Source organism: Geobacter sp. PheSNFMC (assembly GCF_059620965.1).
Genome location: NZ_JCAMRN010000048.1, coordinates 1 through 26,723, shown reverse-complemented (window position 1 = coordinate 26,723; position 26,723 = coordinate 1). Strand labels below are relative to the sequence as shown.

Here is a 26,723-nt window from a genome sequence, read left to right as displayed (position 1 = left end):
CACCATTGGTCTGCCTCGCCGGCCCCGGCATCGCCCGTATCCTGGAACGGGATATTGACGACCGTCACCTGATCGCCCCGCTCGGCATTGAAGCCGACCGAGCTTTTCACCAATGCATCGATCTTCTGGAGTTCGTCCGGCGAACGGGGCGAGTACTTGGGCTTTGCCTCTTTGCCGTCCTTGCCGGCTGCGGCGGCATCGTACTTGCCGTCCACCAGGATCGCCACCGAAACCTTGGAGAGGGTCCCCACCGGCTCGATGGTGCGGGCGGTGGCACGGCTCACCTCATAGTTGAGGGTCTCGTCGTTCTTGCTGCCGCCTCCGGCGGTTCCGGCGGGCTGGCCGGCCGCCCGTCCCAGGTTGGTCTGCACGCCGGGCACCCCGCCCGTGACCGTCGAGCCGTCCTGCTTTTCCTCGGACCGCTGCTCACTGCGGACCACGGTCTCGGGGTCGTATTTTTCCTCGTAGCGCTCCACCTGGCGGAAATCGAAGACCGCCGAAACCCGAGCCACGGACCTGCCGGTGCCCACGGCCTTGTCCAGCAGCGACTGGAGGCGTTCCTCGGTGCTCCGCTCATAGGCCCGCTGGACCTCCTGCATGGAGGCGGTCATCTTGCCGGTTGCATCGCCGGGGGTGTTCTTGGACAGGAGCTTGCCCTTCTGGTCGAGGACGGTCACATGCTCCGGATTCATCCCCTCGATGGCGGACGCAACCAGGTGGACAATACCCTGCACGTCGTTTTCCCGGAGCTGGCGCTGCCCCTTCACCTTCAGGACCACCGAGGCCGTGGCCGGTTTTTCGTCTTCCTTGAAGAGCGACTTCTCAGGGATCACCAGGTGGACCCGGGCCTGCTCCACCCCGGAAATCTGGCTGATGGTGCGGGAGAGCTCCCCCTGGAGGGCCCGCTGGTAATTGAGCTTCTGGACGAAATCGGTCATGCCGAAATTCTTCCGGTCGAAGATCTCGAACCCGACCCCACCTCCCTGGGGCAGGCCGTCGGAGGCCAGCGAAAGCCGCAGGTCGTACACCTTGTCGGAAGGGACAAGAATCGCCTTGCCGTCGGCGGCGATGCGATAGGGGACCTTCTGCTCCTTGAGCTTGGTCACGATCTCGCCGGCATCCTCGCTCGTCAGGTTCGTGAAGAGGGGGCGATAGTCGGTCCGGTTCGCCACCAGGATCAGGATGGTAAAGGCGACGACCGACAGGCCCACAACGCCCCCCACCACCCAGCGTTTGGCCGGCGGCAGAGCCATGAATGGCTGGATCAGTTTGTTCAGGGCTTCAGGCATGAAGTACTCCGGCGGGGATCAGGACTAGACCTGCATCCGCATAACTTCCTGGTAGGCCTCGACCGCCTTGTTCCGCACCTGGCTCAGGAACTGGAACGAGATGGACGACTTTTCCATGGCGATCATCACCTCGTGGAGCCCCTTGGATTCGCCGGACACGAGTCCCTTGATGGCGGTGTCCGACTGGGCCTGGAGCTCACTCACCTTGGACACCAGTTCACCGAAGAATTTGCCGGTATCGGCGGCCAGGTTGCCGGGTTTCGCTTCCCCGGCTCCCGAGGGGAACGCCTGGGCTATTCCTAATCCGCTCTCGATTCCGTCTATCACGTGGTCCTCCTGAAAAAATCTTAAAGTTTCGTCGGCTCCTGCCGACACGTTCTCATATGGGGGGCTGTGTCGAATCCCCTTTTTGCGTCAAAAAAAAGAACACGACTTGCCGGGCTTACCGCGAACCGATCTCCAGGGTCTTCAGGGCCATATTCTTGGCCGCCTGCATGGCGGTTACGTTGGCCTCATAGGCCCGGGTCGCGGCGATCATGTCGGCCATTTCCTCGACCACGTTCACGTTGGGAAGGGCCACATATCCCCGGGCATCGGCGTCGGGATGGGCCGGGTCGTACTGGAGCCGGGGCGGATTGGGATCTTCCACGATGCCGGTCACCTGGACCCCCTGGGGGGCGTTCTTGCGCATCCGGTCGAGTGCCGAGCGGAACCCCTCGCCCACCTGGGTGGCGGCGAACACGGCATCTTTCCGCTTATAGGGCCCCCCCTCGGCGGTACGGGTGGAGTTGGCGTTGGCCAGGTTGGCGGAGATGAGGTTCATCCTGGTCCGCTCGGCGGACAGGGCGGAAGAGCTGACCTGCATTGCGCTGAAAAAGTCCATGGCTACTGTCCTTTGATGGCGTATTTCATGCCTTCGAACTTCTTGGTCAGGATCTGGACCGAGGCATTGTACATGATCTGGTTCTCGGCCATGCGGCTCATCTCGGCCTCAAGCTCCACCCCGTTGTTGTCGCGCCCCGGAGTGGGGGCCGGGGTTTCGATGACCGTTCCCTCCACGCCCTGGATGGACGCGGCCTGCCCCTTCAGGGGGATGTGCCGGGGATGGGTCCTCGCGGGACTCCCCATCGTGTTGCCCTTGAGGGCGGTGCCCAGTTCCTTTTCGAAGGAAAGGGCCGTGGGCGTGTAGTTGGGGGTTTCGGCATTGGCCAGGTTGGCGGAAATCTTGGTATGGTTCCTGGCCCTCAGGTCAACCGCCTTGGCCAGGGCGTTTATGGTCGTTCCGAACATAGAGTCGACAGGCATCTCGTTCCTCCTTTGTCTCCCGCATTGCGGATAGAGCAAAAGCCGTACCAGCTTTTCCAACCCGCCTACCCTCCCGTAATCAGGGACAAACGACTCTTTCCCCCGGCATTCACGTCAAAAGTTTGAACAAAACCCGGTCAGACCGGCGTCATTCTCCCATCCTCACGCCCAAAGAAAAGGGGAGCACATACGAACACCCTTTTTCTTACCCGGCCACCCTGGAATCCAGGTCATCATTTTGACTTGCGTACCATTCCCGTCAACTCCATATCGGCCAGGAGACGCGCTGCCATGTCCCGCCAATCCGGGTCAGCTCCCTCCTTGGCCACTGTCCCGAGGTAGCGGGCAGCCTCCTCGTAGCGCCCTTCGGAGCGGGCGATCTCCCCCAGCTTGTAGAGGAATGGATCCCGCTCTTCGGGAGAAGCCTCGGCGGCAGCCCGCAGAATCTCCTTGGCCCCCGTGCGGTCTCCCCGGGACAGCCGCGCAGTTGCGGCCACGTAGCTTGCGTCGGCGGCCAGCGGCGACGAGATTTCGCGCCGCCGGAGCTCGGCCAGAAAGAGGAGCATGGCCCGCTCGGCATCGCGCCGGTTGCCGGAGGCGTCCAGGGACTTGCCCAGATAGTACAGGCTCTCGGCGTATTCGGGCCGCGTTCCCGACGCCAGCATCCCCGACAGCCGCCCCACCGCCCGCTGGGTATCGCCCCGGTTATACTCGACCGCGGCAAGCTCCTCGCGGAACCGCTGGACCCATGGGTGGGCCGGGAACCGCTCCACAAATTCACCCGCAGCCTTCTCCATGAGGGCTGAATCCCCCAGTTGCCCGGCATCGTGGAGAATCCTGCGATAGAGCTCGGGGGCGTGCGCCCGGTTCTGCTCGCGGATGGCGAGATTCGCGTACAGGCCGACTTCTTCCTTGATCCGTCCCTGGTCGGCAAAGGCGGCGGACAGATTCTTGATGAAGTCCTCCTCGGCCAGCACGCGGCCGAGATAGTCCCGGTTGTCCAGGGCGAGCTTCACCAGCGCTTCATTGTCACCGGCGCGGGCGATCCGGCGGTAGACCGGCACCAGGAGCTCCTCGCGCATCCCCTTGGCAATGCTGACATACATCCCGCGAGGGAATTTCTTCTCGTATTCAGCCACCCGGGCAAAGGCCTGGTCGGCATCGCCATAGAGGGAGAGCAGCAGAGCCGCCTTGAAGAGCCCCTGTTCACGCAGGCCGAAATCGCTGCCCCGCTCGTAGATCTCCAGGTAATCCTTCACCAGCGAGCTGTAGGCCGCAGGCTCCAGGGCAAGCAGCCGGCGGTCGGCCAGCTTCATCCGGGCCTGCCAGTTCCCTTTGCTGCCGGTAAAGTTGTCGGCAACGTTGCGGTAGATGGCCATCGCCTCCTGGTCCTTCCCCTGTCGCGCCAAAATGTCGGCCATGCGCACCAGGAGTGCCGGCGCATATTTTTTGTCGGCCAGGCCGGCGATGAGCGAGCCGAGCAGCCGACGGCCGCCCGCCAGGTCGCCGTTGCGGGCCACGCTGTCGGCATAGCAGAAGGCCGTGGACGGCGACCGGGAGAGGAACACGGGCCACTGGCGCTCCGCCTCGCGGAAAAAGCGAAGGGCGTCCCCATATTTCTGGAGGAGATAAGAGGCCTCCCCCAGCCGGTAAAGGGCCAGGGGGCGGCCGGGGGAAGTGGCGCCTATCCCGGCGAAGATCTCAGCGGCCTCGCTGCCGTTGCCTTCATAGAGGGCAGCCTCGCCGTCCATGATCAAAGCGGCCTCGGCAGGAGGGGTCATTGCTTCGAGCACCCGCCGGTCGGTGGGGGTAAAGGGTATCTCGGACTTGAACGGCGGGTCGAAGGTGGTGATGAGCTGCTCGACTCCCACCTTGATCCCCTCGCGCCCCTGGGCGAGGGGAGGCGAGCGGCGGGGAACCAGCGACGCCCCCACATCGAGGGAGACAACGCCGACACCGGCTGCGGTTGAGACGCGCACGCCCCGGGGATCCCCCTTGACCGTCACCGTTACCGTGAGGTCATTGCCGCGCGACGCTACGACCACCCCCTCCACATGCGCGTCGCGGTAGCTTCGCAGCTTCTTCCAGCGGCCGCCCGCAGTGTTGCTGAAAACGAGCCGGACCCTGTTGCCCGGGAGCGGATGCAGAACAGGGGCGGGATCACGCTCGAACGCCATGGAGAGACGGGTAAATCCCCCATGGCCGCGCACCCCCACGCGCAGCAGACGGTTGTCCGGGCCGGGATCGGCGCCGGACGTGGCGACCGCGGACAACGGCAGCAGCACAAGAGCACAGAGCAGCAGCTTGATGATGGAACGAATCATGGCATGGACACCTTTTGCGGCCCCGGCACCGGGGAGCCGGATGGCGGGATGGATTTCCCCGGACATACCAAGGCAAAAGCCGTGCCGTAAAACTACACCCTTTACCAGGGCGGACAAGGGGGATTCGGCGGATCAGCGGGGGTGAGCGTCAAAGGGAGGGCAATGGCAGGTCACAATTTTGACACAGACTAGAAATAACGTCAGGCGGCCTTCAGGAACTTTGCCACCTTGGCCACCACCTCGTCGGGCTGGTAAGGCTTCACGATAATGTCACGGGCGCCGTACTTGACCGCCTTGAGGACGGCGGAGCGCGTCCACTCCCTGGCGCACATGATGATGGGGAGGGTATCGCCCTGGGCAATCGCCTTGATCTTGATGCAGACCGCCATGTCCCGGTCGTCGCCGTTGTGGATGCCCAGAACCACGAGCCGCACCCCGCCCTGGTCGAATATCTCCCTGATATCCGCGTCAAGGCCTGCCTCCACCGGCTCGTACCCCTTTTCCTCCAGCAGCGCGCGGATGTGCTGGCGGTCCGATTCATCATCCTCCAGGATGAGGACCCGCCGGCAATTTTCGTCCACTGGCAGCGGCCCCCCGGCTACGGCGGCCACAGATTCCGACGCCGCCTCGCCATTGGCCTCAGCCCCGACTTCGTCCCCCTCGACAGCGGCAGCCTCGCCAACGGCCCCTGCCGCGGCTTCGTCCGCCGGCGGCTCGGGCTCCTCAGCGGGAGGATCGAACAACAGCGCCAGTTCCACGGGGATGAGGACGTCCAGGTTCCCCATCTCCATGCCGCTCAGCTCCATACGGCCGCGGAAGAGGAGATACTCGCCGTCGGGAACCGGTTCGGTTTCGGTCAGCTCGGTGCTTTCCGGGATGAACTTCTTGGGGGGGACGACCTTCAGGTGTACCTTGTTGCCGAAGGAAGGCTGGAATACCGAGTTGAATGAGCCCACCACCTGGTTGACGATCTCGGAAAAGGCATCCACATCGTCGTTTTCCATGATGGCGAGCCGGCGCTTTTCATTGATGCGGGCCGTGGGGATGCCGAGCAGGAATCCGCTCATGCAGATCGCATCGCGGAGGCCGAACACCACATGGAACTTGCCCGCATAGTCGCCGCTGGCCGTAACCTCGGCCACGAAGCAGACGTCATCCATGTCGCAGAAGTACGTCTGCCGGTTGGTGGCAATGCGGTCTGCCTCGCCGATGGCGAGTTCCTGGCCGAGCAGCATGCCGCTGTCTTCGGCGGCTTGCCGGAACGAATTATTGACAACGTCGGTGAGTGTGCCGAAACCTTCCATGGCCGGAAAAAGCTCCTGCTTGACTTAGGCTTCCTTCTGAAGTTTCAGGCCCACAAGAAACCGCGCATCGTCAATGATGAAAGGAATGATGACGCAGTCGTTGTCGGCCATGGCGTTGAGCGTGTACTCCTCGCCCGAAATAACGGTGGGCACCGACAGGTGCAGGTCCGTCCCTCCCTTCGAGAGGGCCATCTTCACATAGCCTCCGAGCATGTTGGCGATCTCGCCCAGGGCATCGTTCACATCCTCGCCCACCTCTTCCACCTCCATGCCGAGCATGTTCGAGGTGACCTTGAGGGCGAGCTCCAGGGGGCAATGGATCGAGAGGATCCCCGAGTAGATGCCCGCCAGCCCCACCATGCCGGTGACGCTGCAGTGGAACGTGGTAACGGGCTCCCTCAGCGGGTACTGGTCCTGGGGCTCCATCATCACCATGGTGCCGAAGACTTCTTTTGTCGCCCCGATGATAAAGCCGGCGAGTTGCTCCTCGCTCAGCTTGCTCGACGAGGCCACATCGGAGTTGAGACTCATAGGAGGCTCCCGAGTTTCTCGTTGAGCTGGTCCGGCGTGAAGGGCTTCTTGATGCTGTCGCTGGCGCCGCTGGAAATGGCTTCTTTCAGGATATCCTCGCCACCTTCGGTGGTGATCATGACGATAGGCGCCTTGTGGCCGTTGGCCCGGGCCTGCCGGATAAACTCAAGGCCATCCATGTTCGGCATGTTGATGTCGGAGAGGATCAGATCCACGCTTTTGCCGGAAAGGACGTTGAGCCCTTCGATCCCGTCACCCGCCTCGAAGATTTCGTCCACGGGCAGCCCAGCCTGCCTGAGCGAGCGGGAAATGATTTTTCTCATGGTCGAGGAATCGTCCACGATGAGTACGTTGGCCATTGGTGTCTCCTTCATTCGATGGGGTTGCGCGTATCCATGCCCGCACGGCAGGCCGGCGAGTCAAAAGCTTGAACGTGCCCGTCGACTCCTCACGGGACGGGGCTCCACGGACACGTCCGAGTGCTATGCACAGTCCGTTCCAGCCTGAACAGGGGGAGGAAGAAATCAGGAGATCCCTTTCCCGTTCAGGTACACGCCGTATTTCTTGTCGTCTCCCTGGATATGCTTGGAAAGCCAGTCGCGCAGGAAGGTCATGACATGCTGGGTCAGCACCGACTTGCCTTCCTGGAGCTGCTTCTGCAGATCGAGCACCTGCATGACCAGGGCATTATGCTCTTTCTTGTGGGCTTCTAAATCGGGGTAGCCGTGCTGCTTCAATACCCGCTCTTCCGCGGCGAAGTGGGTCTGAGTGTACTGGATGAGAGACTTCAGGATGCCTCCCATCACCTGATTCCCCTTGCCGGCCTTCATGGCGTCGAACAACTGATTCACCATGTCCACCAGCTTTTTGTGCTGATCGTCGAACTGCTTCACCTTGACGCTGAGCGAATCGCTCCACGAGATCAATGCCATGCCGTTCACCTCCGAAAAAATTGAAATGCCATGGTTAAGGTTATCGGCACAAGCGTTGGGAACTTTAGCAGAATGTGTCACAGTGGAACAATATACCAATCGTCCGACACGGAAGCTCCCATAAAAAGGCCGGGGTCGCCCGACAACGCATCTGGGGGTTCGGAAACGGGGCGGTCAGACGCTGAGCCTGAATCGTCCGGCGATCTGCTTGAGCTGCTCCGGAAGCTTGCCCCCCTTGGTCGTGGGATCATTCCCATTCTCTGCGTGATCGTCAGTTGCATTGCCGGCATTTCCTCCGCAGCCTTCTACCGGTGACGCATACGGCACTACGCCAAGTCATTCGGCGCACGTTCCGACCACAACGAAGACGCCCAAGACGCTACGGCATGCTGGCATGCCCGGTTGCTGCCCCTCTCATGCTGAGAGCCGGAATGTCACAACAATTTTTTGCAATTGTTCAGCCAAATCTGCAAGCTGCTCCGCGGCGCCGGCGGATTCCTGCGCACCGCGTGCGGTTTCATGGGCCGTATCGGTGATGGTCTGGATGCTGCCGCTGATTTCAGTGGTGGTGGAGGTCTGCTGCTCGGCCGCAGTGGCGATCTGACTGATCTGGAGCGAAACCGAGCCGATCTGCTCCAGGATTTCCCGCAGGGCCGCGCCCGAACGGGCCGCCTCGTCCGTCCCCTTCTCCACCTCGCGCACCCCTTCATCCATGGATGCCACTGCCCCGCGGGTTTCGCTCTGGATGGCCTTGATCATCAGGCCGATCTCACGGGTGGCCCGGGTGGTCCGCTCGGCCAGTGCCCGGACCTCGTCGGCAACCACCGCGAAGCCACGGCCCGACTCACCCGCCCGGGCCGCCTCGATGGCGGCGTTGAGGGCCAGAAGGTTCGTCTGGTCGGCAATATCCTCAATCGTGCCGATGATCTCGCCGATCTGGTCGCTGCGGGAACCGAGGCTGTCAACCGTGCGGGCCGCCTCCTTGACCCGGTCGGCGATGCGTCCCATGACGCTCACGGTCTCCTGGACCACCGCGGCGCCGCTCTCGGCCGTTTCACTCGCATGGCGGGCGCCGTCGGCAAGGGAGACGCAGTTAACGGCAATCTCCATGCTCGTGGCGGCCATCTCCTCGCTGGCCGTCGCCACGGTGGCAGCCTGACCAGCCACGTTCTCGGCCGCCTCCACCATCTGGCGCGACGCCTCCTGGACCTGGCCCGCCGCAGCGGCCACCTGCAGGGCATTGTTGGCAACCGTGCCCACGATCCCCTGGAGTTTCTCCACAAACCTGTTGAAGGCGAGGGCCAGTTCGCCCGACTCGTCTTCCCGCTCCACCGCGATCCGCCGGGTCAGGTCCCCCTCTCCCTCGGCGATGTCCTGCAGGCTCGCCACCGCATGCCGCAGGGGCTGAACCACGCCGAGGCCCACGGAAAAGGCCAGCGACAGGGCAAACAGGGCAAACAGGGCCGTCCCCCCCAGCACCACCCACCGGAGCCGGGCCATGTCGGCACGCACGTCATCCACGTAGATGCCGCTGCCGACAACCCATCCCCAGGGTTCGTACAACTTCACGTACGAGATTTTCTCCACCGGTTCGCTGGCGCCCGGCTTTGGCCAGAGGTAGGGAACGAACCCCTCTCCCTTCTCCCGGCAGATCCTGGCAAACTCGCGGAAAAGGTAGGTGCCGCGCGGATCCTTGTTCTCGGACAGATCAGTGCCGTCCAGGTCGGGCTTGATCGGGTGCATGATCATCCTGGGCGCCAGGTCGTTGATCCAGAAATACTCCTTGCCCTGGTAGCGGAGTTGCTTGACATGGTCGATGGCCCGTTTCCTGGCCTCGTCCTCGGTGATCTCCCCCCGCTTGGCGCGCTCTCCCAGGTCGGCCACGAGATTGTAGGCCACCTCCACCACGCTCTTGGTCTTTTCCTTCTTGCCGTCCATCATCTTCTCGCCGATGAAGGGCAGAAGTGCGAAAAGGACGAGGGCCGCGATGAGGACGACCGTAATGCCGGAGATGGTCATGATTTTCGGCAGGATGCCCCAGTTGCGGTATCGCTTGATCTGCATGGACGACTCCTTTTCGCGCCGGCGCCGGCCGGACGACAGATGTATTCCCTGAGGGTGCGTACAAGTTAGTATCGACCAAAATTGCCGTGACTTTAGCTGACAAAGCGCAATTGCGGAAAAACTGGTGGAGGGAAAACGTACCGGCGGGAGCCACGCCCGACAGGATGAAGCGAAAGGCTGCGGCCAGGGACGGAGAGGATGCCCCGTCTCGCGGCCGGTTACGCCATAATGATGTACAGGGAGTGAAAAAATCAGGGAGGGAAAGACAAACGGGGCACCCCGTGTTCAGAACAGGGCCCTGACCACTTGGGCCGGGGCACCCTCGCGGAGGGAGTAGCAGACCCGGGCGCCTTCGCGCCGGGCCTCCAGGACGCCGTGCTCCCGCATCACCTTCAGGTGTTGGGAAACCACTGCCTGGGGCATGCCGAGGCACTTCCAGATATCCTTGACGCAGGCGCACTCGCGCGCAAGTCCCGCCGCGATCCGCAGCCGCACCGGATGGCCGAGGATGCGCAGCAACTGGGCCGACACCTCGTAATTCCGTGCTAGTTCTTCATTCATGGTCATCACCTCACGAATGTGGTCACCGGGTGATCGGAAACCCGTTGCGATACCAGCCGACGATGCCGTCGTGCATGTTGTAGACCTCGCCGTATCCCCGCTGGGTCAGGTAGCCGGCCACGAGCCCCGAGCGGGACCCCACGGCGCAATAGATCAGCACCGGCCTTCCCTTGGGGATCTGCGCGATGCGGCGCTCCACTTCGTTGATGGGGATGAGCACCGACCCGGACAGGCGGGCCTGGCGATATTCGTCAGGGGTCCGCACGTCCAGGAGAAAGACGTTGCGCTTCGTGTCGAGCAGCGCCTTGGCCTCGGCAGAACCGATGTTACGGTAGGACGCAGCCAGGGCGGTGGCGGCGAGCGACGCCACCATGAGCACGGCAATGATGAACTTCCTAATCATGAACGATCCTTTCCTGACGTTCAGACTTCCAGGGTGTATCCCACCGCAGACGGGTGAAACCGGCCGGGGAATTCATGCATGAGCCGGGCGGCTGCGGCAAAGCCGGTACAGTGGCTTCCCACGAGCTTGTGTACTCCCAGCTCCCGCAGGGACTTCACTGTTTCATCCAGTTGCTCCCGGCCGCAGAAACCGAGATGGGTGCCGCCGATGATCGTGTGGACCAGGGACTCACCGGTGCATTCCACCGCCCATCGGGCCGTGTTGACCACCCCTGCATGGCAGCATCCCAACAGCAGCACCAACCCCCGCTCCGTACGGATCACCAGGGACTGATCATCGCGGACCGGGTCGGGCCGGCAGCCCGCCCCATCGCAGAAAAGCCCCGTGTCGCCGGTCTCGAAGGCGGTCGTGCGGGGGACCTCGCCGGTCAGATAGAGGCCGGGGCCGATCTCCCGGAACCGGGTACCGAAATCGAAATGCGCCCCCTGCCCCCGCAGGAACGCCTCGTCAAAGGGGATCCCGATGGAGAGAGGGGCACCCGTATCCTTCACCCGGTAGCGGGGGGCGAAGATATCGGGGTGAGCCAGCACCTCCTTGCTCCCGCAGGTGCGCAGGAGAGGCCAGAGGCCGCCGGCGTGGTCGTAATGGCCGTGAGAGATGACGACACGGAACACGGCGGCCAGGTTGCGCCCCAGGCGCTGGGCATTGCGCAGGAGCGTCTCACCCATCCCCGTATCGAAGAGGAGCGCGTCCCCCTCCCACTCCACCAGGGCCGCGAACCCGTGCTCGCCCAGGGTGCCGGAAACAGGACCCACCGTGTTGTCGCAGAGGATCGTGATCCGGCGGTTCATTTGTCGCAGCCCCCCTTGGGAAACTTCGGCACCCCCAGTTTTTCCAGGAAGTACACCATGGGGCACCAGTTGGTGAAGCCCGACTGGAAGAGGTTCAGCCCCACAAAGGCGGTGAACCAGAGCCAGTTGGGGTTGTGGAAGCGGGCGAGCGCCAGGGAGAGCATGATGAACGCGCCGGCGATGATTCTGAGCATTCTGTCGATATACATGGCATGCCTCCGTGGTTACGCTTCCAGCAGTTCCGCCGTCCTTCTGGCCACCTCGCCGGTGAGGACCGCACAGCCCCCCTTCCCCTTGGCGTTCTTGGTGGCGATGCGGCAGCAGGTTGCGCCGTACTCGTGTTTGAACCACTCATGGAGCTGGCGGGTGAGACGGTTCACCCGCCGCTTGTCCTCCTTCACCGCCAACCCGAAGGCCATGGTGCCCCCGGAAACCGCCCCGCACAGGCAGCCGGCATTGGAGCCGCCACCGAAGCCGGCCGCCAGCCGCACCACGTCCTGAGGTGTTTCGGGAGAATAGGCGTTGCGCATCGCCATGAGCACCGCTTCGGCGCAGTGCATCCTGCCCGTGCGGTAGAACCCCTCGGCGTCGAGCCCGACCTGCTCGGCAACCGAGTCGGCTGTTGGGTTATCCCTTTTCTTCAACCAGAACATCCGAGTTCCTCCGTTTTTCCTTCCAGCGCTCCACCAGGAAGTAGACGATCGGTATCGTTACCCGCGACAGGGTGGTGGAGGCAATCTCCCCGAACATGAGCGCCAGGGCGAGCCCCTGGAAGATGGGATCGAAAACGATGACGAAACTTCCCACCACCACGGCCGCTGCGGTCAGGAGCATGGGCCGGAACCGGACCGCTCCGGCCTCGATGATGGCCTCATCCAGGGGGAGTCCCTCCCGCCGCTTCATCTCGGCGAAATCGATCAGGATGATGGAGTTTCGGACGATGATGCCTGCCAGTGCAATGAAGCCGATCATGCTCGTGGCCGTGAAGAAGGCCCCGAACAGGGCGTGCCCGGGCAGGATGCCGATGAGGGTGAGCGGAATCGGCCCCATGATGACCAGCGGCGTGGTGAAGTCCTTGAACCAGGCCACCACCAGCAGGTAGATCATGATCATTACCGCGCCAAAGGCAAGTCCCAGGTCCCGGAAGACCTCGTAGGTAATGTGCCATTCGCCGTCCCACTTGATGCCGGGGCGCTCCTCGCTCCAGGGCTGGGTGGCTGCCCGCTGCTCGATCCGGTAGCCGCCGGGCAGGGGTATCCTGTCGATCTCCTTCTGCATCTTCAGGATGGCATAGACCGGCGCCTCGATGGCCCCTGCCACGTCGCCGGTAACGTAAACCACGCTTTTGAGGTTCTTGCGGTAGAGAGTCTGGTCCTCGACGCCGGTGGAGACCCGCACGAGCTGGGACAAGGGCACGTTCCCCCGGGGACCGGGCACATAGATGGAGGAGAGGGCCTCCACCGAACTCCGCTGCGCCGCCGGGAGCCGCACGTTGATGGCCACGGGCTCCTTTTCCCGGGGGAGATGCATGATTCCCGCGTCGACCCCTCCCAGGGCCAGGCGCAGCGTCCGGGACACATCATCCACGGATATCCCCGACAGGGCCGCCTTCTCCCGGTCCACGGCAAAGGAGACCTTTGGCTGATCGTCCTCCACGTACCAGTCGGTGTCCACCACGCCGTCCACCTTCTCATAGATGGCCTTGATCTTGCGCGCGATGTCCAGGCGCGTGGCATGGTCCGGCCCGTAGACCTCGGTGACCAGGGTCGAGAGGACCGGCGGGCCGGGCGGCACCTCGGCCACCTTGATCCGGGCGCCGTGGCGGTCGGCCACCGCCTTGAGCAGGGGACGGACCTGCTTTGCCAGGTCGTGGGACTGGGCCGAACGCTCGCTCTTGTGGACGAAGTTCACCTGGATGTCGGCCACGTGGGGGCCGGTCCGCAGGTAGTAGTGGCGCACCAGGCCGTTGAAGTTGAAGGGGGCATTGGTCCCCACGTACATCTGGAAATCGGTCACCTCGGGGATGCCTCGGAGCGCCTGCCCCATCTCGGCGGTCATGCGGGCCGTCTCCTCCAGGGGGGTCCCCTCGGGGGCGTCGATGATCACCTGGAGCTCGTTCTTGTTGTCGAACGGCAGCATCTTCACCGTCACGAGCTTGAAATAGAGAAGCGAGCACGACGCCGCCAGCAGCACCGCCACCCCCACCATGAACCCGGTACGCAACGGGCGGTTGTGGAGCAGGGCCCCCATGATCTTCCGGTAGAAGATGGTAAGCTTCGACTCCTCGGCCTCCTCGGCGCTGCCGTAGTGGGACTCCCCTTTCATGAGGCGGTAGGCAAAGTAGGGGGTCACGATGAAGGCGATGAACATGGAGATGAGCATGGCCATGCTGGCCCCCACCGGGATCGGCCGCATGTACGGCCCCATGAGCCCCCCCACGAACCCCATGGGCAGGATTGAGGCGATGACCGCGAAGGTGGCCAGCACCGTGGGGTTGCCGATCTCGTCCACGGCCCGGATGGCCGCCTCCAGCGGCTTGAACCGGGTGGTGGTGAAGTAGCGGTGGATGTTCTCCACCACCACGATGGCATCGTCCACCAGGATGCCGATGGAGAAGATAAGGGCAAAGAGAGTGATCCGGTTAAGGGTGTAGCCGATCTGGTTGAAGACCAGCATGGTCAGTGCCAGGGTCACCGGAATGGCAACGGCGGTCACGGCCCCGGCCCGCCACCCCATGAAGACGGCAATGAGGATCGTGACCGAGATGGCCGCCAGGAACATGTGGTAGAGCAGCTCGTTGTTCTTCTCCCGGGCGGTCTCGCCGTAGTTGCGGGTCACCGTGACCTTCACGTCGGAGGGGATCACCTTGCCCTTGAGTGCCTCCACCCGATGGAGAAGGTCCTCGGCCACCCAGGTGGCGTTGGCCCCCTTGCGTTTGGCCACGGCAATGGTTACGGCCGGATAGTTTTCCGCCTGATTTCCGCTGATCCCCTTGGTCCCCGCCGCCGGCCCCAATCCGAAGAAGACGTAGCTGGACGGCTCCGGCGCCCCGTCAGTGACCGTGGCCACGTCGGCCAGGTAGACGGGGCGGCCGTTGAAGACTCCCACCACGAGCCGGCGGGCATCGTCCGCAGTGGCGATGAAGGAACCGGTCTCCACGATCGTTTCCCGGTTGCCCGCGGCAAAGGCACCGGACTGGAGCGAGGCGTTGCCGGCGTGGATGGCGCCGGAAACCTGGAGCGGCGAAAGATTGTAGGCCGCCAGGCGCGCACTGTCCAGGCGGACCGACAGGGTTCTGCTGAGGCCCCCTTTGATCTCGGCCTCGGCCACGTTTTCGCCCTTCTTCAGTTCATCGCAGAGCTCCCGGGCGATGCGGCGGAGCATGAACCCGTCGTACCGCTCGGACCAAAGGGTGAGGGAAAGGATCGGCACGTCGTCGATGGACTTGGGGACCACGAGCGGTTCGCCCGCGCCGGGGGGGAGGAGGGTCCGGTTGCTCATGAGCTTGTTGTAGAGCTTAACGAGGGAGTCTTCCATGTTCTCCCCCACCAGGAAGCGGACCGTCACGAGTCCCATCCCCGGCCGGCTCATGGCGTAGACGTACTCCACCCCGTTCACTTCCCACATCTTCCGCTCGATGGGGGAAACCACCCGTTCCTCCACCTCCTGGGGAGTGGAGCCGGGCATGGGGAGGTAGATATCCACCATCGGCACCACGATCTGGGGCTCCTCCTCCCGCGGGGTCACCAGGACTGCGTAGACCCCCAGGAGCAGGGAAGCGATGACGATGAGGGGCGTCAGCTTGGAATCGATGAACGCCCGGGCTATTTTGCCGGCAAAGCCGAGATGGTGATTATCCATGGTGATCAGAACTCCGGAAAGGTCCATCCCTGGTGCAGGACCAGGACAATACCGATGATGAACAGCCAGGCCGCCAGCAGCCAGAGAAGCCAGGACGGGAAGCCGGCATTGGTTTCGTCTCGTTCAGGGTCGCGTCCGTCGTCGTGCATGGCGGCGGCGCCTCCCCGCGCCGGAGCGCGGAGCAACGGGCTGCCGCGCCTCCTTTTCCACAGGCATCAGCCTTACTGGATCTTCGCCCCCTCGACGACCTTTTCCAGGCCGGCCGCAATGACCCGTTCGCCTGCCGTGAGCCCCGAAAGAATCTCGATCCGGTCGCCCAGGGGCTTCCCCGTCTTCACGAGCCGCAGCCGGGCGACGTTCCCCTGGTCCACCGTCCAGACCGAGGAAAGGGCCCCCCGTTCCATCACCGCCGACTTCGGCACGAGAATCCCCTGCCGTTCGCCGGTGGCAATGAAGGCCCGGCCGAACATGCCGGACCTGATCCCCGCGCCAGCCAGTTCCACCTTGACGGTGAAGGTTCTGCTCGCCGGATCAGCGGCGGGCACGACCTCCACCACCCGGCCTTCCAGCGAGAGCCCGGCCCCGTCGATGGTCACCGGCACGCGCTGGCCACGCTTCACCCGGCCGGCCAGGGATTCGGGAACGGACGCCTCCAGGCGGTGCCCCCCGTCACCCTCGATGGTCATCAGCGGCGTGCCAGGAAACACGGTCATGCCGTTTTCCACCTGCTTTGCGGTCACCACCCCGGCAAGGGGGGAGACGATGCGGGTGTAGCCCGCCACAACCCCGGCCGCCCGGGCACTCTCCCTGCTCGCCGCCAGACGGGCCGTGGCCCGCCCCACACCCTGCTCGGCCACGTCCCGGTCGGCGCGGCGGTTGTCCATCTCTTGACGGGTCACGGCCTCATCCTTGAAGAGGTTCGCGTAGCGCTCATAGGTTGCGTCGGCCAGCCGCTTGCGGGCGCGGGCCTCGTCCAGTGCCCGCTCCGCCTCGGCCACCTGGGCGGCCGCAGCGGACGCCTGGGCCGAACTCTCGGCGGCCTCCAGGGTCACCAGGAGCTTTCCCTTGCCCACCCGGTCACCCTCCCGCACGAGAACGCCGGTTACGGTGGCGGGAAGCCGGGCCGCAATGACTGCGGCATCTGCGGCGCGTACCGTCCCCACCGCCTCCGCGCCGTCCGGGATTGCCTGGCCGGCTGCCGGCACCAGTGTCACGCCCGTCACGACGGGGGGCTGCTTCGATTCCGCCTTGTCCGCCTTGTGGCCGCAGCCCGTGAGGGCCACGCCCAGGAGGACGACGCCACAGGCCCCTCTCACTCCTCTCCCCATCCTCATTTCACCGTCTCCTTCAGGAATAGTCCGGCCGCGTGGTAAACGCGGGCCGTGGCCAGCAGATAATCGCTCTCGCGCTCCACGAGGCCGGTCCTGCTCCGATTCAGGGCCGACTGGGCATCCAGCAGTTCCACCATGGTGGCGAGACCGTTTTCGTACCGCTTCGCCACGATGCGCATCCCTTCGTCGGCAGCCAGCAGTGCGTGACGGGCCACCTCCAGCCGCTTGCCGGCCTCTTCGCGGCGCAGGGCAGCCTCGCGCACCCGGAGCACCACCTCCTTGCGCTGCTGTTCCAGGTACTGGAGCGCAGCCTGCCGGACGGCACCGGCCCTGGCCTGGTCGTGTGAACGACGCAGGCCGTCGAACAGTTCCCACCGGAGGTTCACGCCGGCCATCCAGGCGTCGTTGTCCCGGCCCAAGGGGATATCCCGGTCATTCATCTGGTAGGACGCCCCGGCATAGACCGTGGGGAACCAGGCACTGCGCGCAGCCCCTACCGCCGCCTCGGCCCGGGCCACGTTCTTTTCGCCCCCCTTCAGATCGCTGCGATTGGCCAGGGCCTCCCGCACCAGCTCATTCTCGGAGAGCCGCACCGGTGCGCTGGTCAGTTCCTCGGCGATGTCCAGGGACTCGCCGGCCTCCCCCCCCACGGCCAGGGCCAGCCGCATCCGCGCCAGGCGCAGGTCGTTCAGGGCAGTGATGGTGCGCTGCTCCGACTCGGAGAGAAAGGTCCGCGCCCGCAACTCGTCGGAACGGAGCGCGGTACCCTCCCGGCTCCGGGCCTGGGCCACCCGCAGGCTCTCCCGGGCCTCGGCCACCTCCTTCTCCGTTGCCGCCAGGGTCGCCCGTCCCTTCTGGACATCGAGATACGCCGCATAGACCGCCAGGCCCACGTCCTCCCGCCGCTGGGCCAGAACGAAACCGGCCCGTTCCGCCTCTTTTTCGGCCATCTCCCGGTCATAGCCTATGCTCAGGTCGAACAGGGGCTGTTCCAGGGTGACCGCGGTCCGGAAGTCCCGGTAGGACGAAGGAGTGTTCAGATTTTCAAGCTGGAGATCGTCGAGGGTGAATCGCCCCTGGTCGAGCTTCATCATGAAGACCCGGACCGGCGCGTCCGACACGGCAAAGCCCTCTTCGAGGAAGATATGGGGAAAGTAGCGGCTGCGGCTGGCTGCGGCTCCCCGTTCGGCCGCCTCCTGCTCAAAACGGGCGCCGCTCACCAGATGATTGTGCCCAAGGGCCGCTTGCAGGGCATCCTGCAGCGTGACTGACCGGTCGGCGGCGAACAGGACCGGAGGACAGAGAACCAGTATCAAAAACGCAACACGAAGCGACCTCACCACATCCCTCCCCGTGGCTGCACAGCCACATGCCAAACATATAATTTTGTATATATATACTGTATCGAATGTTGTCAACGAAAAAAGTATACCTGATCTTGAAAAATTTTTCATTTTTCCCTGAACCGCTGCGGAGCGTTTCAGGGAACGCGCTGCCGGAAAGGAATTGACAAATGCTGAAACTAAACCCTAGACTTGGCATTCCAGCCAGGGAGGTAGCGTGCTCAACAAGGAAAAATGGAAGAAAAACATCAAGGCGATCCTCTCGCTGGACAGCCATCCGGGGCACATTGCGGCGGGTTTCGCTGTGGGCGTCTTCATCAGCTTCACTCCGTTCTTCACCTTTCACACGCTGATGGCCATTGCCGCCGCATTCATCTTCCGGCTCAACAAGCTCACCTGCGTCACCGGAGCCTGGGTGAACACGCCGCTGACGGTCGTTCCGGTTCTGGCGATCAGCTATAAACTGGGGCGGGTCATGCGGGGGCTTCCTCCCGCAGAGCTCTCCTTTGACAAACTCGACTGGCACGCCCTCAAGCCCCACGCCACATCGCTCCTGCTGGGCACGTCGGTCATCGGCTTTGTGGCGGCGGTCATCGCCTACGTCATCTGCTACTGGCTGGTGATTCGCTTTCGCCGCAAGGATGAAACCCTGGCGACCCTGGCGGAAGAAATGGAAGAGGTGGGAGAAGAGCTGGAATAATGAACCGGAAAAAGCGGAATGCAAAAGGGGCGACCATGCGGCCGCCCCTTTTTTATTTGCCGAGGAACGGGCTGAAGACCATGTAGGTCACGTAAGACATGATTGCCGAGGCCGGGATGGTAAGGACCCAGGCCCAGAGGATACGGTAGGCCACATTCCAGTTCACGGCCGTGATGCGCTTGGAAAGCCCCACGCCGAGGATGGTGGAGGTGATGACGTGGGTGGTGCTGACCGGCATGCCGATGGAGGACGCCCCCAGGATGACGCCGGCCGAGGCGGTTTCGACGCAGAAGCCGTGCACCGGCTGCAGCTTGACGAAATCCTTTCCCACGGTCTTGATGATCCGCCATCCGCCGGCTGCGGTGCCGAGGCCCATGGCCACGGCGCAGGCGATCTTGACCCAGGTGGGCACCTCGAAGGTGGCAAGGGCCCCGTAGCTCACCAGCGCCATGGTGATGACGCCCATGGACTTCTGGGCATCGGCGGTGCCGTGGGAAAAGGCCATGAATGCGGCAGAAAGGACCTGCAATCGGCGGAAGTGCTTGTTTATGGAGTGGGGTGAGGTGCTCTTGAAACTCCAGAGCATGACCACCATGACGATGAATCCGAGGAGTGTCCCGATGACGGGCGAAAGAATGAGTGAAAGGATGATCTTCTGAAGGCCGTCCCAATGAAGGGCCGCCGTGCCGGCATGGGCGATGACCGCCCCCATGATTCCGCCGATGATGGCGTGTGACGATGACGAGGGAAGACCGTAGTACCAGGTGACGAGGTCCCAGACAATGGCCCCCAGGACCCCGGCGAGCACGACCATCTGGGTCACGTTACCGGCATCCACGATCCCCTTGCCAATGGTGGAGGCCACCTTGGTTGAAATCATTGCCCCCGCGAAGTTGAGCACCGCCGCCATGACGATGGCCGACCGGACCGACAGCGCCCGGGTCGAAACGCAGGTGGCAATGGCATTGGCCGTGTCGTGAAATCCGTTGATGTAGTCGAACACAAGCGCCGCCCCGATGACCAGGACGAGCATGATCAGCGTAGTGTCAAGCATTCTTCACCACCACGCTTTCGAGGATGTTGGCGGCATCTTCGCATTTGTCCGTGGCCCGCTCCAGGGTCTCGTAGATCTCCTTCCACTTGATGAGCTGGATCGGATCCTTCTCCTCGTCGAAGAGGCGGCTGACGGCTTCGCGGCAGACGCGGTCGGCCTCGTTCTCCAGGGCGTTCACCTCGACGCAATGCTCGGCGATGTGCTCGAACTTCTCGCCAAGGTGCGATACCGCCTTTTCGATGGCCAGACAGCCCTGAAGAATCAGAAAGGCCAGTTCCTTGGCCTCAGGGGTCGGCTTTTCCACGTTGTACATGATGAAACGCTGGGCCGAGGCGTCGATGAGGTCGATAATGTCGTCCAGGGCCGCGGCCAGGGCATAGATGTCCTCGCGGTCGAAGGGGGTGACGAAGCTCTTGTTGAGCTTCTGGATGATGTCGTGGGTGACGGCGTCGCAGGCGTGCTCCACGTCCTTGATCTTCTTCTGGCTCGCCAGGGGGTCGTCATAGCTGTCGAGCATCTGCTTGAGGAGCTTTCCCCCTGTCACGATATTGGCCGCCATGTCCTTGAACATGGCAAAGAATTTCTCTTCTTTAGGAATGAGACCGAACATCTGCTACCTCCGCAGTTCCGGCGGACGACCGTCGGGTTGGATTGCCAAACGGAAGAGACATACCACATTACGCTCCTGATGCCTATGAAAAATATTACAACAGCGTTACCGTTTCATGAAAACGCAACCTTTGTTTTGACTTGATTTTCCAAGGGGTTTCCTCTAGGGTCTAGCGTCGAAAACGAGGGAGACACCATCCATGGACATCCTACACGCAGCGGTCCTCGGCATCCTGCAGGGGCTCACCGAAATACTTCCCATCAGCAGTTCCGCCCACCTCATTCTCGTTCCCTGGCTTCTGGGATGGCCGGAGTCGGGGCTCACCTTCGACGTGGGGCTCCACGTGGGGACCTTGATCGCACTCTGCGTCTATTTCCGGCGCGACATCGCGTACCTGTTGAGCGATGCCGTCACCGGCCTGCGGGAAGGCTTCGGGAGCCAGACATCCAGGCTTCCGTTCTACATCATAGCCGGCACCGTGCCGGCGGCCATTGTGGGCAAGACCATGGAGGAGCCCATCGAGGCGTTTTTCCGGGGCAGCCACACCCTCATTGCCGTGCTCCTCATCGCCTTCGGCCTTCTCCTGGCGCTGGCCGACACCACCGGCCCCAAACGCTGGAGAATGGACCGGGTCGACCTGAGGGGCGCGCTTCTGATCGGCCTGGCCCAGTGCCTCGCCCTGGTCCCCGGCGTCTCCCGCTCGGGCATTACCATTACGGCGGCCCTGTTCCTCGGCTTTACTCGCGACACGGCGGCCCGCTTCTCCTTTCTCCTGTCCCTCCCCATCGTGGCCGGAGCCGGCATCCTGAAAATGGGCGAACTGGCCCGCCACGGCATCCCTGCCGGAGAGTTGGCGCCCCTGCTGACGGGCATGGCGACATCGGCCGTTTCGGGCTACCTGGGCGTGGCCTTGCTCCTCAGGCTCGTCCAGCGCTACTCCCTCTACCCCTTCGTCTGGTACCGGCTCCTGGCGGGCGGGGCGGTCCTCGCCTACCTCTTAACCCGCTGACCCATCTTCAATCTTTTAATAATTTTTAATTCATGGTAACGTTTCCCTCCCGGCCCACGGTCGAGGGAACAGTGCATCCAGGGAGGGACTGCATGGCAGGCGGCATCAAGACGTGGCCCGAGAACGAGCGGCCACGGGAAAAGCTCTTGCGGCGGGGCGCTCCGGCCCTTTCGGACGCGGAACTGCTGGCCCTCATCATCCGGACCGGTGACTCGGTGACCGGACGGAGCGCCATCGACCTGGGGCGGGCGCTCCTTCAGGAGTGCGGCGACCTCCGTACCCTCGCCGGAGCCACCGTGAGCGAGCTCTGCGCCGTGAAGGGCATGGGAACGGCAAAGGCAGCCTCCATCAAGGCAGTCCTGGAAATGGCCTCGCGCGTCAATTCCGAGCGGCTCATGATCTGCAGCGAACGATTCACCTCTCCCGAACAGGTCTATAATCACTACCACTATGCCTTCCGGGACCGGCGCAAGGAATACTTCATGGCCCTGCTCCTGGACGGAAAGAACCGGATCATGCGCGAGATCCAGGTTTCGGAAGGCTCCCTCAACCAGAGCATCGTTCATCCACGCGAGGTCTTCAACCCGGCCGTCCGGGAGTCCGCGGCCGCGGTGATCCTCGTCCACAACCACCCCACCGGCGATCCGGCCCCGAGCCGCGAAGACCTGGAAATCACCCGCCGTCTGCGGGAAGCGGGTGATATCATGGGGATCAAGGTCCTAGACCACATCATCATCGGCGACGGCCGCTTCACCAGTTTCGTCTCGGCTGGATTACTGTAACCGTCCGTCCCCGCGGCATGGGAAAACGGGCGAGCGGTGCCGGAGGATCAGTGCTGCAGGAACGAGGCGATCCCCGCCTCGAAACGGCATGGTTCGAAGCCGAAGACGGAGGGCCAGGGATTCGAGCAGATATTTTCCTCGGTCAGCAGGATGATCTGGTCCATGGTGAGGGGAAAGAAGGAAAATCCCTGCATGATCGGCACCACGAGCTTCAGCAGCCCCAGCGGTTGGGGAATCTTGACCACATGGCCCTTGCCGAGCACTCGACCGATGGTGTCGAGGACCTCGTTGTAGGTGAGGCGGTCAGGGCCGCAGAGCTCATAGGTCTGTCCGACGGTTTCCGGCATGTCCAGGGCGAGGGCGAAGCAGCGGGCCACATCGTCGACCGACACCGGTTGGAGCCGGTAGGTACCGTCGCCGATGACCGGCACGGCCGGAAACCTGCGGACGAATCCCGCCAGCATGTCCACAAAGGCGCCCTTGGGCCCGAAGATCAGGGATGGCCGAAAAATGGTCCAATCGAGCCCCGACTGACGCACGACCTCCTCCGCCTGCCACTTGGTGCGGTGATAGGCCGCGGTGGCGTCAGGGCGCGTGGCCAGCGCCGACATCTGGAGGTGGCGCCGGATGCCCGTTGCCTTGGCCGCCCCCACCACGTTGCGCGTGGCGTCCACGTGGAGCTTTTCAAAGGTTATCCCCCGGCCGGGAAACTCCCGGATAATCCCTACCAGGTTGACGGTGGCGTCGCAGCCGGCCACGGCCCCGGCAAAGGTATCCGGCCGCGTCACGTCGCCCTCCACCTGCTCGATCCCGGCCTCGATCCCCTCGCTCCGCCGGTGGACCAGGAGCCGGAGCGAATGCCCCCGCTCCAGCAGCGCCCTCCGTACGTGCCCCCCCACAAAACCGGTTCCTCCGGTAACGAATATTTTCATGGGCGTCCCTCCGATCCGGAGCTCGACTGATGCTCCATTGAGGTGAAGTGTAGCGCATCCGCCGCCGATTGCCACACCTTCCACCGGCATGATCGCATACTGTATACAATCTGCTTGTCATCCTTAGAACGGTATGTTAATAACTTAGTATTTTCCAAGCAACCATAAGGAGAACCGGCCATGAGCGAACAGGGAGCGGTCTGCTACACATTCGAAGCCGCCGTTGAAATGGCGATAACCATGGAGGAGGAAGGATTCAGGCACTACCTTGACGCGATCCGCAGGGTGAAGAACAAGGGGGCCAAACAGATCCTCAAGGAAGCCGCCCTGGACGAACTGGAGCATAAACTGAGCCTGGAAAAGGCCCTGCTTGATGGCCAGATGGAAGGGGCCGGCTCCATGGAACGGCAGATTCCGACCATGAACCTGGGTTATGTCCTGGCCAAAAAGGAGCTCTCACCCGAGTCCGACACCCGGGAGGCCCTTGCCTACGCCATTCACCTGGAAAAAGGTGCCATCGACTTCTACCAGCGCATGGCCCAGGGATGTGCCGGCGCGCCCATGGCCAAGCTCTTCGACCGGCTGCTGGCGGACGAGACCAAGCACCTGCAGCAGCTTGAGGACATGTACGAACAGCACTTCATGACCGAAAACTAGCGTAGAACGCCTTCGAATTAAAAAAGGGAAGAGGCCCTCGCCTCTTCCCTTTTTTAATTCCGGATCATCCCCGATCGCAATCAGGCGATCTCCAGCAGCTTGATTTCAAAGACCAGCTCGCGGCCGGCCAGCGGGTGATTGGCATCAAGGGTCACCGTATCGTCGGTCATGGCGGTCACCGTCACGTTGAAAACCTGGCCGTCATCCTGGGTAACCTCGTACTGCTGGCCGATGACCGGGTCGGCCCCGGCCGGCAGGTACTGGCGCTCCACCTCGGCCACAAGTTCGGGCATGCGCGCCCCATAGGCCTTGTCCTCGGGAATCGTTACGGTCTTCGCCTCGCCGGGGCTCATGCCGACAACCGCCTCCTCAAAGCCCGGGATGACCTCGTCCTGGCCCACGGTGAACTTCAGGGGACCGCTTTCCTCCGACGAATCAAAAAGCTCCCCCGTAGTGAGCGAGCCCGTATAGTGAACCGTGACGGTATCCCCCTGCTTTGCCTGTGCCATGTGTCCGTTCCTTTCCTCGTGAGATGACAGCCGTTCGCAACTATACCAGCGGGGATGCCGTAAATCCATGCAATTCTGAAGTCCATCGGGCAGTTGCGCGGCCCGGCGGGACCGATCACGCCACCACGGTCCGAATGGCGAAATCGGGCGGAGCCATCAGTGCCTTCTTGACCGAGCAGAGCTCCGCGGACTTGACCAGGGCGTTGCGGTACTTTTCAGGGAAATCGGGCGGCACCACGATCTCCATCTGAACCCGTGACAATCTCTTCCTGCCGTCTGCCGTGGGGTCAAACTCCATGGTCTGGCGCAGGGAGATATTCTCCGTGGCGATGCCGCGTTGCTGGCAGAAGGCGAGGACGTAAAAGCCGGCGCAGGTGCCGATGGATGCCAGGAAATAATCATAGGGAGACGGTGCCGTCCCCTCGCCCCCCGACTCCACCGGCTGGTCCGTGGGGATCACCATGCCGCCCAGTTCGGCGTTCACCTTTTTCCCACCGGGAAAGGTAACGATCAGCTCCATATTCCCTCCTAGTTCCCCGCCTTGATCGCTTCGAGCCGCTCCTTGGCCCGGGCGGCCAGTTCCGACTGGGGATGCTTGGCCACGATCTCTTCGTAGAGCTTTGTCGCGTGCTCCAGATTGTGCTGTTTCTCCTCGAACCGGGCGGTGTCGTAAAGCTCCTGGGCGCCCTTGCCCGAGCAGGCGGCAAGAGCGAGAACGGAGGAGACCAGGGCAAGAACTGCTCTCTTTCTCATTGTGCTGACACTCCTTCCTGATCCGGCAGGCAGCCGGATGCGACGGGTTGATCTGTCCGCGCTCCGCCACCGTAGCCGGCGGCGTGGTAGGAACTGCGGACATAGGGGCCGCTCTCCACGTGGCGGAACCCCATCTTTTCGGCCAGACCCTTCAGCCGGTCAAAGGTCTCGGGAGGGACGAACTCCCGCACGGGGTGGTGAAACCGGCTCGGAGCCAGGTACTGGCCGAGACTGAGGTAGGTGCAGTCGACCCGCCGCAGGTCGGCCATCACCGCCAGGACTTCCTCTTCCGTCTCACCCAGGCCGAGCATGAGCCCCGACTTGGTGGCACACCCCGGCGCCAGTTCGCGCAGGGTGCGGAGCACCGCCAGCGAACGGCCGTAGTCGGCGCCGGCACGAATGGCGTAGAGACGGGGAACGGTTTCCACATTGTGCCCGATGATCCGGGGGGCGGCGGCCACGACATCCGCCAGGGCCGTGCGGCTGCCGAGAAAATCGGGCACCAGAAGCTCTACGGCGGTTGCGGGCGCACCACGGCCGATGGCCGCCACGGTGGCGGCGTAGTGGCCGGCTCCGCCGTCGGGAAGATCGTCCCGGGTGGGGCTCGTGATCACCACATGGGCCAGACTCAGACGGACAACGGCCTGGGCCACCCGTGCCGGCTCGTCCGGGTCGGGCGGCAATGGCTCGCCCTTTGCGACGTTGCAGAAGGAGCAGAGCCGGGTGCACTCCGCGCCGAGAATCAGAAAGGTTGCCTGGCGTTCCCGGAAGCACTCGGTGATGTTGGGGCAGCGCGCCTCCCGGCAGACCGTGTGGAGCCGCAACTCTCCCAGCAGCTCATCCATGGCGCCGTGGGCAGCAGGGTTGATTTTTTTCCGGAGCCATTCCGGCTTGCGGTGGATGTTCACCCGTTCTCTCCCCCGAAATTCCAGCCGTCGTTGCCGTAGCGCTCCCGGAGGAGCCGGTCCGCGGTCTCCCGTTCCGCCGGTGAGAGTGCCGACGGGACCAGCGCCACACCGAGGGCCGCGCGGAAGGAGCGGGCCAGGAGCGCTCGCAGCCGGTCCGCCCCGTCAGTCACCCCCAGGGCGGCCAGATCAGTGGTCCCCTCCCGGAGGCCCACGGGCACCGACCGAAAAAAGGATAGTGCCTCTCCCACCCCGTCCGCCAGGGGGATGGAACCGTGCTGAAAAATGGCGTCCCGCAGCCGGCGCTGGGCGTTGCCGCCGATCTTCCTCCCGTTGATGACGATGTCGCTTTCCTCCCTGCCCGCAAAGCAGAGGGGGGTCCGCGCCCCGAGCCTCGCATCTCCGGGGGCATCATCCGCGGCCCAGCCCGCTGTCAGACCCAGCTCCCCGTAGAAGCGGAGCAGAAAGCCGGTGAGCGCCCGGAACGACTCCTTCACCCCCCGCGCTCCGGCAATGTGACGGGGGGCGCAGACCAGGGAATAGGTCAGCTCGGGGCCGTGATAGATGAGTCCGCCGCCGGTGATCCGGCGGACCACCGGAATGCCTGCCCGACGGCAACGCTCCCGGTCGATCGCCTCTTCGGCCTTCTGGAAGCGCCCCACGGAAAAGGCCGGCGGCTCCCAGCCGTAGAGGCGGAGCACCGGCGCTGCCCC

General features: G+C 63.5%; 31 protein-coding genes. 4 read left to right on the top strand and 27 right to left on the bottom strand.

Features of this window, described 5'->3' with window-relative positions; all coding sequences use genetic code 11:
- From fliF to AC6CDK_RS11720, 19 genes are all read right to left on the bottom strand, one after another.
- Window positions 1-1,289: flagellar basal-body MS-ring/collar protein FliF (gene fliF / locus AC6CDK_RS11810; protein WP_496639842.1), on the bottom strand; the 1,289-nt coding region annotated here is incomplete at its 3' end.
- A gap of 24 nt (window positions 1,290-1,313) precedes the next feature.
- Window positions 1,314-1,616, bottom strand: coding sequence for a flagellar hook-basal body complex protein FliE (gene fliE, locus AC6CDK_RS11805; protein ID WP_039648010.1), 303 nt, complete (start codon window positions 1,614-1,616; stop codon window positions 1,314-1,316).
- Window positions 1,617-1,731: 115 nt separating this feature from the next.
- Window positions 1,732-2,172: a flagellar basal body rod protein FlgC gene (gene flgC / locus AC6CDK_RS11800; RefSeq protein WP_039648007.1), complete on the bottom strand. Its 441-nt coding sequence runs from the start codon at window positions 2,170-2,172 to the stop codon at window positions 1,732-1,734.
- A 2-nt stretch (window positions 2,173-2,174) separates the two neighbouring features.
- Window positions 2,175-2,594, bottom strand: coding sequence for a flagellar basal body rod protein FlgB (gene flgB, locus AC6CDK_RS11795; protein WP_192904936.1), 420 nt, complete (start codon window positions 2,592-2,594; stop codon window positions 2,175-2,177).
- Window positions 2,595-2,827: 233 nt separating this feature from the next.
- Window positions 2,828-4,918, bottom strand: coding sequence for a tetratricopeptide repeat protein (locus AC6CDK_RS11790; RefSeq protein WP_039648505.1), 2,091 nt, complete (start codon window positions 4,916-4,918; stop codon window positions 2,828-2,830).
- Between the two features lie 200 nt (window positions 4,919-5,118).
- Window positions 5,119-6,222: a response regulator gene (locus AC6CDK_RS11785; protein ID WP_039648004.1), complete on the bottom strand. Its 1,104-nt coding sequence runs from the start codon at window positions 6,220-6,222 to the stop codon at window positions 5,119-5,121.
- Between the two features lie 24 nt (window positions 6,223-6,246).
- Window positions 6,247-6,753 carry a chemotaxis protein CheX gene (locus AC6CDK_RS11780; protein WP_039648003.1) on the bottom strand — a complete coding sequence of 169 codons (507 nt, stop codon included), beginning with the start codon at window positions 6,751-6,753 and terminating at the stop codon, window positions 6,247-6,249.
- Window positions 6,750-7,112, bottom strand: coding sequence for a response regulator (locus AC6CDK_RS11775; protein WP_039648001.1), 363 nt, complete (start codon window positions 7,110-7,112; stop codon window positions 6,750-6,752). Before AC6CDK_RS11775 ends, AC6CDK_RS11780 begins: the two co-directional genes overlap by 4 nt.
- 165 nt (window positions 7,113-7,277) lie before the next feature.
- Window positions 7,278-7,685 (bottom strand): bacteriohemerythrin, encoded by a 408-nt coding sequence (locus tag AC6CDK_RS11770; RefSeq protein ID WP_192904937.1) that lies wholly within the window; start codon window positions 7,683-7,685, stop codon window positions 7,278-7,280.
- Between the two features lie 414 nt (window positions 7,686-8,099).
- Entirely contained in the window at window positions 8,100-9,749 is a 1,650-nt protein-coding gene (locus AC6CDK_RS11765) for a methyl-accepting chemotaxis protein (RefSeq protein WP_039647993.1), read from the bottom strand.
- A 285-nt stretch (window positions 9,750-10,034) separates the two neighbouring features.
- Window positions 10,035-10,310, bottom strand: a complete 276-nt coding sequence (locus AC6CDK_RS11760) for an ArsR/SmtB family transcription factor (protein WP_039647990.1) — start codon at window positions 10,308-10,310, stop codon at window positions 10,035-10,037.
- Between the two features lie 22 nt (window positions 10,311-10,332).
- Window positions 10,333-10,713, bottom strand: a complete 381-nt coding sequence (locus AC6CDK_RS11755) for a rhodanese-like domain-containing protein (protein ID WP_066356838.1) — start codon at window positions 10,711-10,713, stop codon at window positions 10,333-10,335.
- A 20-nt stretch (window positions 10,714-10,733) separates the two neighbouring features.
- On the bottom strand, window positions 10,734-11,564 hold the full coding sequence (locus tag AC6CDK_RS11750) for an MBL fold metallo-hydrolase (protein WP_039647986.1): 831 nt from the start codon (window positions 11,562-11,564) through the stop codon (window positions 10,734-10,736).
- Window positions 11,561-11,773, bottom strand: coding sequence for a YgaP family membrane protein (locus AC6CDK_RS11745; protein WP_039647983.1), 213 nt, complete (start codon window positions 11,771-11,773; stop codon window positions 11,561-11,563). The genes AC6CDK_RS11750 and AC6CDK_RS11745 overlap by 4 nt, the downstream gene beginning before the upstream one ends.
- Before the next feature lie 15 nt (window positions 11,774-11,788).
- Window positions 11,789-12,217: a C-GCAxxG-C-C family protein gene (locus tag AC6CDK_RS11740; protein ID WP_039647982.1), complete on the bottom strand. Its 429-nt coding sequence runs from the start codon at window positions 12,215-12,217 to the stop codon at window positions 11,789-11,791.
- Window positions 12,192-15,425 carry an efflux RND transporter permease subunit gene (locus tag AC6CDK_RS11735; protein ID WP_066356835.1) on the bottom strand — a complete coding sequence of 1,078 codons (3,234 nt, stop codon included), beginning with the start codon at window positions 15,423-15,425 and terminating at the stop codon, window positions 12,192-12,194. Before AC6CDK_RS11735 ends, AC6CDK_RS11740 begins: the two co-directional genes overlap by 26 nt.
- A gap of 5 nt (window positions 15,426-15,430) precedes the next feature.
- Window positions 15,431-15,574: a hypothetical protein gene (locus AC6CDK_RS11730; protein WP_158514084.1), complete on the bottom strand. Its 144-nt coding sequence runs from the start codon at window positions 15,572-15,574 to the stop codon at window positions 15,431-15,433.
- Window positions 15,575-15,646: 72 nt separating this feature from the next.
- Window positions 15,647-16,759, bottom strand: a complete 1,113-nt coding sequence (locus AC6CDK_RS11725; protein ID WP_066356833.1) for an efflux RND transporter periplasmic adaptor subunit — start codon at window positions 16,757-16,759, stop codon at window positions 15,647-15,649.
- On the bottom strand, window positions 16,756-18,096 hold the full coding sequence (locus AC6CDK_RS11720; RefSeq protein ID WP_318842679.1) for a TolC family protein: 1,341 nt from the start codon (window positions 18,094-18,096) through the stop codon (window positions 16,756-16,758). The genes AC6CDK_RS11725 and AC6CDK_RS11720 overlap by 4 nt, the downstream gene beginning before the upstream one ends.
- A 220-nt stretch (window positions 18,097-18,316) precedes the next feature.
- Between AC6CDK_RS11720 and AC6CDK_RS11715 the strand changes: the two genes are divergently transcribed.
- Window positions 18,317-18,799 carry a DUF2062 domain-containing protein gene (locus AC6CDK_RS11715; protein ID WP_039647974.1) on the top strand — a complete coding sequence of 161 codons (483 nt, stop codon included), beginning with the start codon at window positions 18,317-18,319 and terminating at the stop codon, window positions 18,797-18,799.
- 52 nt (window positions 18,800-18,851) lie between these two features.
- Here the strand turns inward: AC6CDK_RS11715 and AC6CDK_RS11710 are convergent, their stop codons facing one another.
- Window positions 18,852-19,853: an inorganic phosphate transporter gene (locus AC6CDK_RS11710; protein WP_192904939.1), complete on the bottom strand. Its 1,002-nt coding sequence runs from the start codon at window positions 19,851-19,853 to the stop codon at window positions 18,852-18,854.
- On the bottom strand, window positions 19,846-20,463 hold the full coding sequence (locus AC6CDK_RS11705) for a DUF47 domain-containing protein (protein WP_039647971.1): 618 nt from the start codon (window positions 20,461-20,463) through the stop codon (window positions 19,846-19,848). Before AC6CDK_RS11705 ends, AC6CDK_RS11710 begins: the two co-directional genes overlap by 8 nt.
- A gap of 199 nt (window positions 20,464-20,662) precedes the next feature.
- Here AC6CDK_RS11705 and AC6CDK_RS11700 point away from each other — a divergent pair, with 199 nt between their 5' ends.
- Window positions 20,663-21,472, top strand: coding sequence for an undecaprenyl-diphosphate phosphatase (locus AC6CDK_RS11700; protein ID WP_192904940.1), 810 nt, complete (start codon window positions 20,663-20,665; stop codon window positions 21,470-21,472).
- Window positions 21,473-21,564: 92 nt separating this feature from the next.
- Window positions 21,565-22,254, top strand: coding sequence for a RadC family protein (gene radC / locus AC6CDK_RS11695; protein WP_192904941.1), 690 nt, complete (start codon window positions 21,565-21,567; stop codon window positions 22,252-22,254).
- Window positions 22,255-22,301: 47 nt separating this feature from the next.
- Here radC and AC6CDK_RS11690 read toward each other — a convergent pair whose 3' ends face one another.
- Window positions 22,302-23,186 carry an NAD-dependent epimerase/dehydratase family protein gene (locus tag AC6CDK_RS11690; protein ID WP_192904942.1) on the bottom strand — a complete coding sequence of 295 codons (885 nt, stop codon included), beginning with the start codon at window positions 23,184-23,186 and terminating at the stop codon, window positions 22,302-22,304.
- 180 nt (window positions 23,187-23,366) lie between these two features.
- On the opposite strand from AC6CDK_RS11690, the gene AC6CDK_RS11685 reads away from it, so the two are divergent.
- The gene (locus AC6CDK_RS11685) at window positions 23,367-23,843 is read left to right on the top strand and encodes a ferritin family protein (protein WP_192904943.1); all 477 of its coding nucleotides are present in this window, start codon (window positions 23,367-23,369) and stop codon (window positions 23,841-23,843) included.
- Window positions 23,844-23,923: 80 nt separating this feature from the next.
- Here the strand turns inward: AC6CDK_RS11685 and AC6CDK_RS11680 are convergent, their stop codons facing one another.
- The 5 genes from AC6CDK_RS11680 to AC6CDK_RS11660 form a co-directional block, all read right to left on the bottom strand.
- Window positions 23,924-24,352, bottom strand: a complete 429-nt coding sequence (locus tag AC6CDK_RS11680) for an FKBP-type peptidyl-prolyl cis-trans isomerase (RefSeq protein ID WP_039647965.1) — start codon at window positions 24,350-24,352, stop codon at window positions 23,924-23,926.
- 115 nt (window positions 24,353-24,467) lie between these two features.
- A complete protein-coding gene (locus AC6CDK_RS11675; RefSeq protein ID WP_039647963.1) occupies window positions 24,468-24,872 on the bottom strand; it encodes an OsmC family protein in 405 nt (134 codons plus the stop codon).
- Between the two features lie 8 nt (window positions 24,873-24,880).
- Window positions 24,881-25,105, bottom strand: coding sequence for an outer membrane protein assembly factor BamD (locus tag AC6CDK_RS11670; RefSeq protein WP_192904944.1), 225 nt, complete (start codon window positions 25,103-25,105; stop codon window positions 24,881-24,883).
- Complete coding sequence (gene lipA / locus AC6CDK_RS11665; RefSeq protein ID WP_192904945.1) at window positions 25,102-26,013, bottom strand: lipoyl synthase; 912 nt, start codon at window positions 26,011-26,013, stop codon at window positions 25,102-25,104. The genes AC6CDK_RS11670 and lipA overlap by 4 nt, the downstream gene beginning before the upstream one ends.
- The coding region (locus AC6CDK_RS11660) for a lipoate--protein ligase family protein (protein ID WP_496639839.1) at window positions 26,010-26,723 on the bottom strand (714 nt) is incomplete at its 5' end. The genes AC6CDK_RS11660 and lipA, both read right to left, overlap by 4 nt.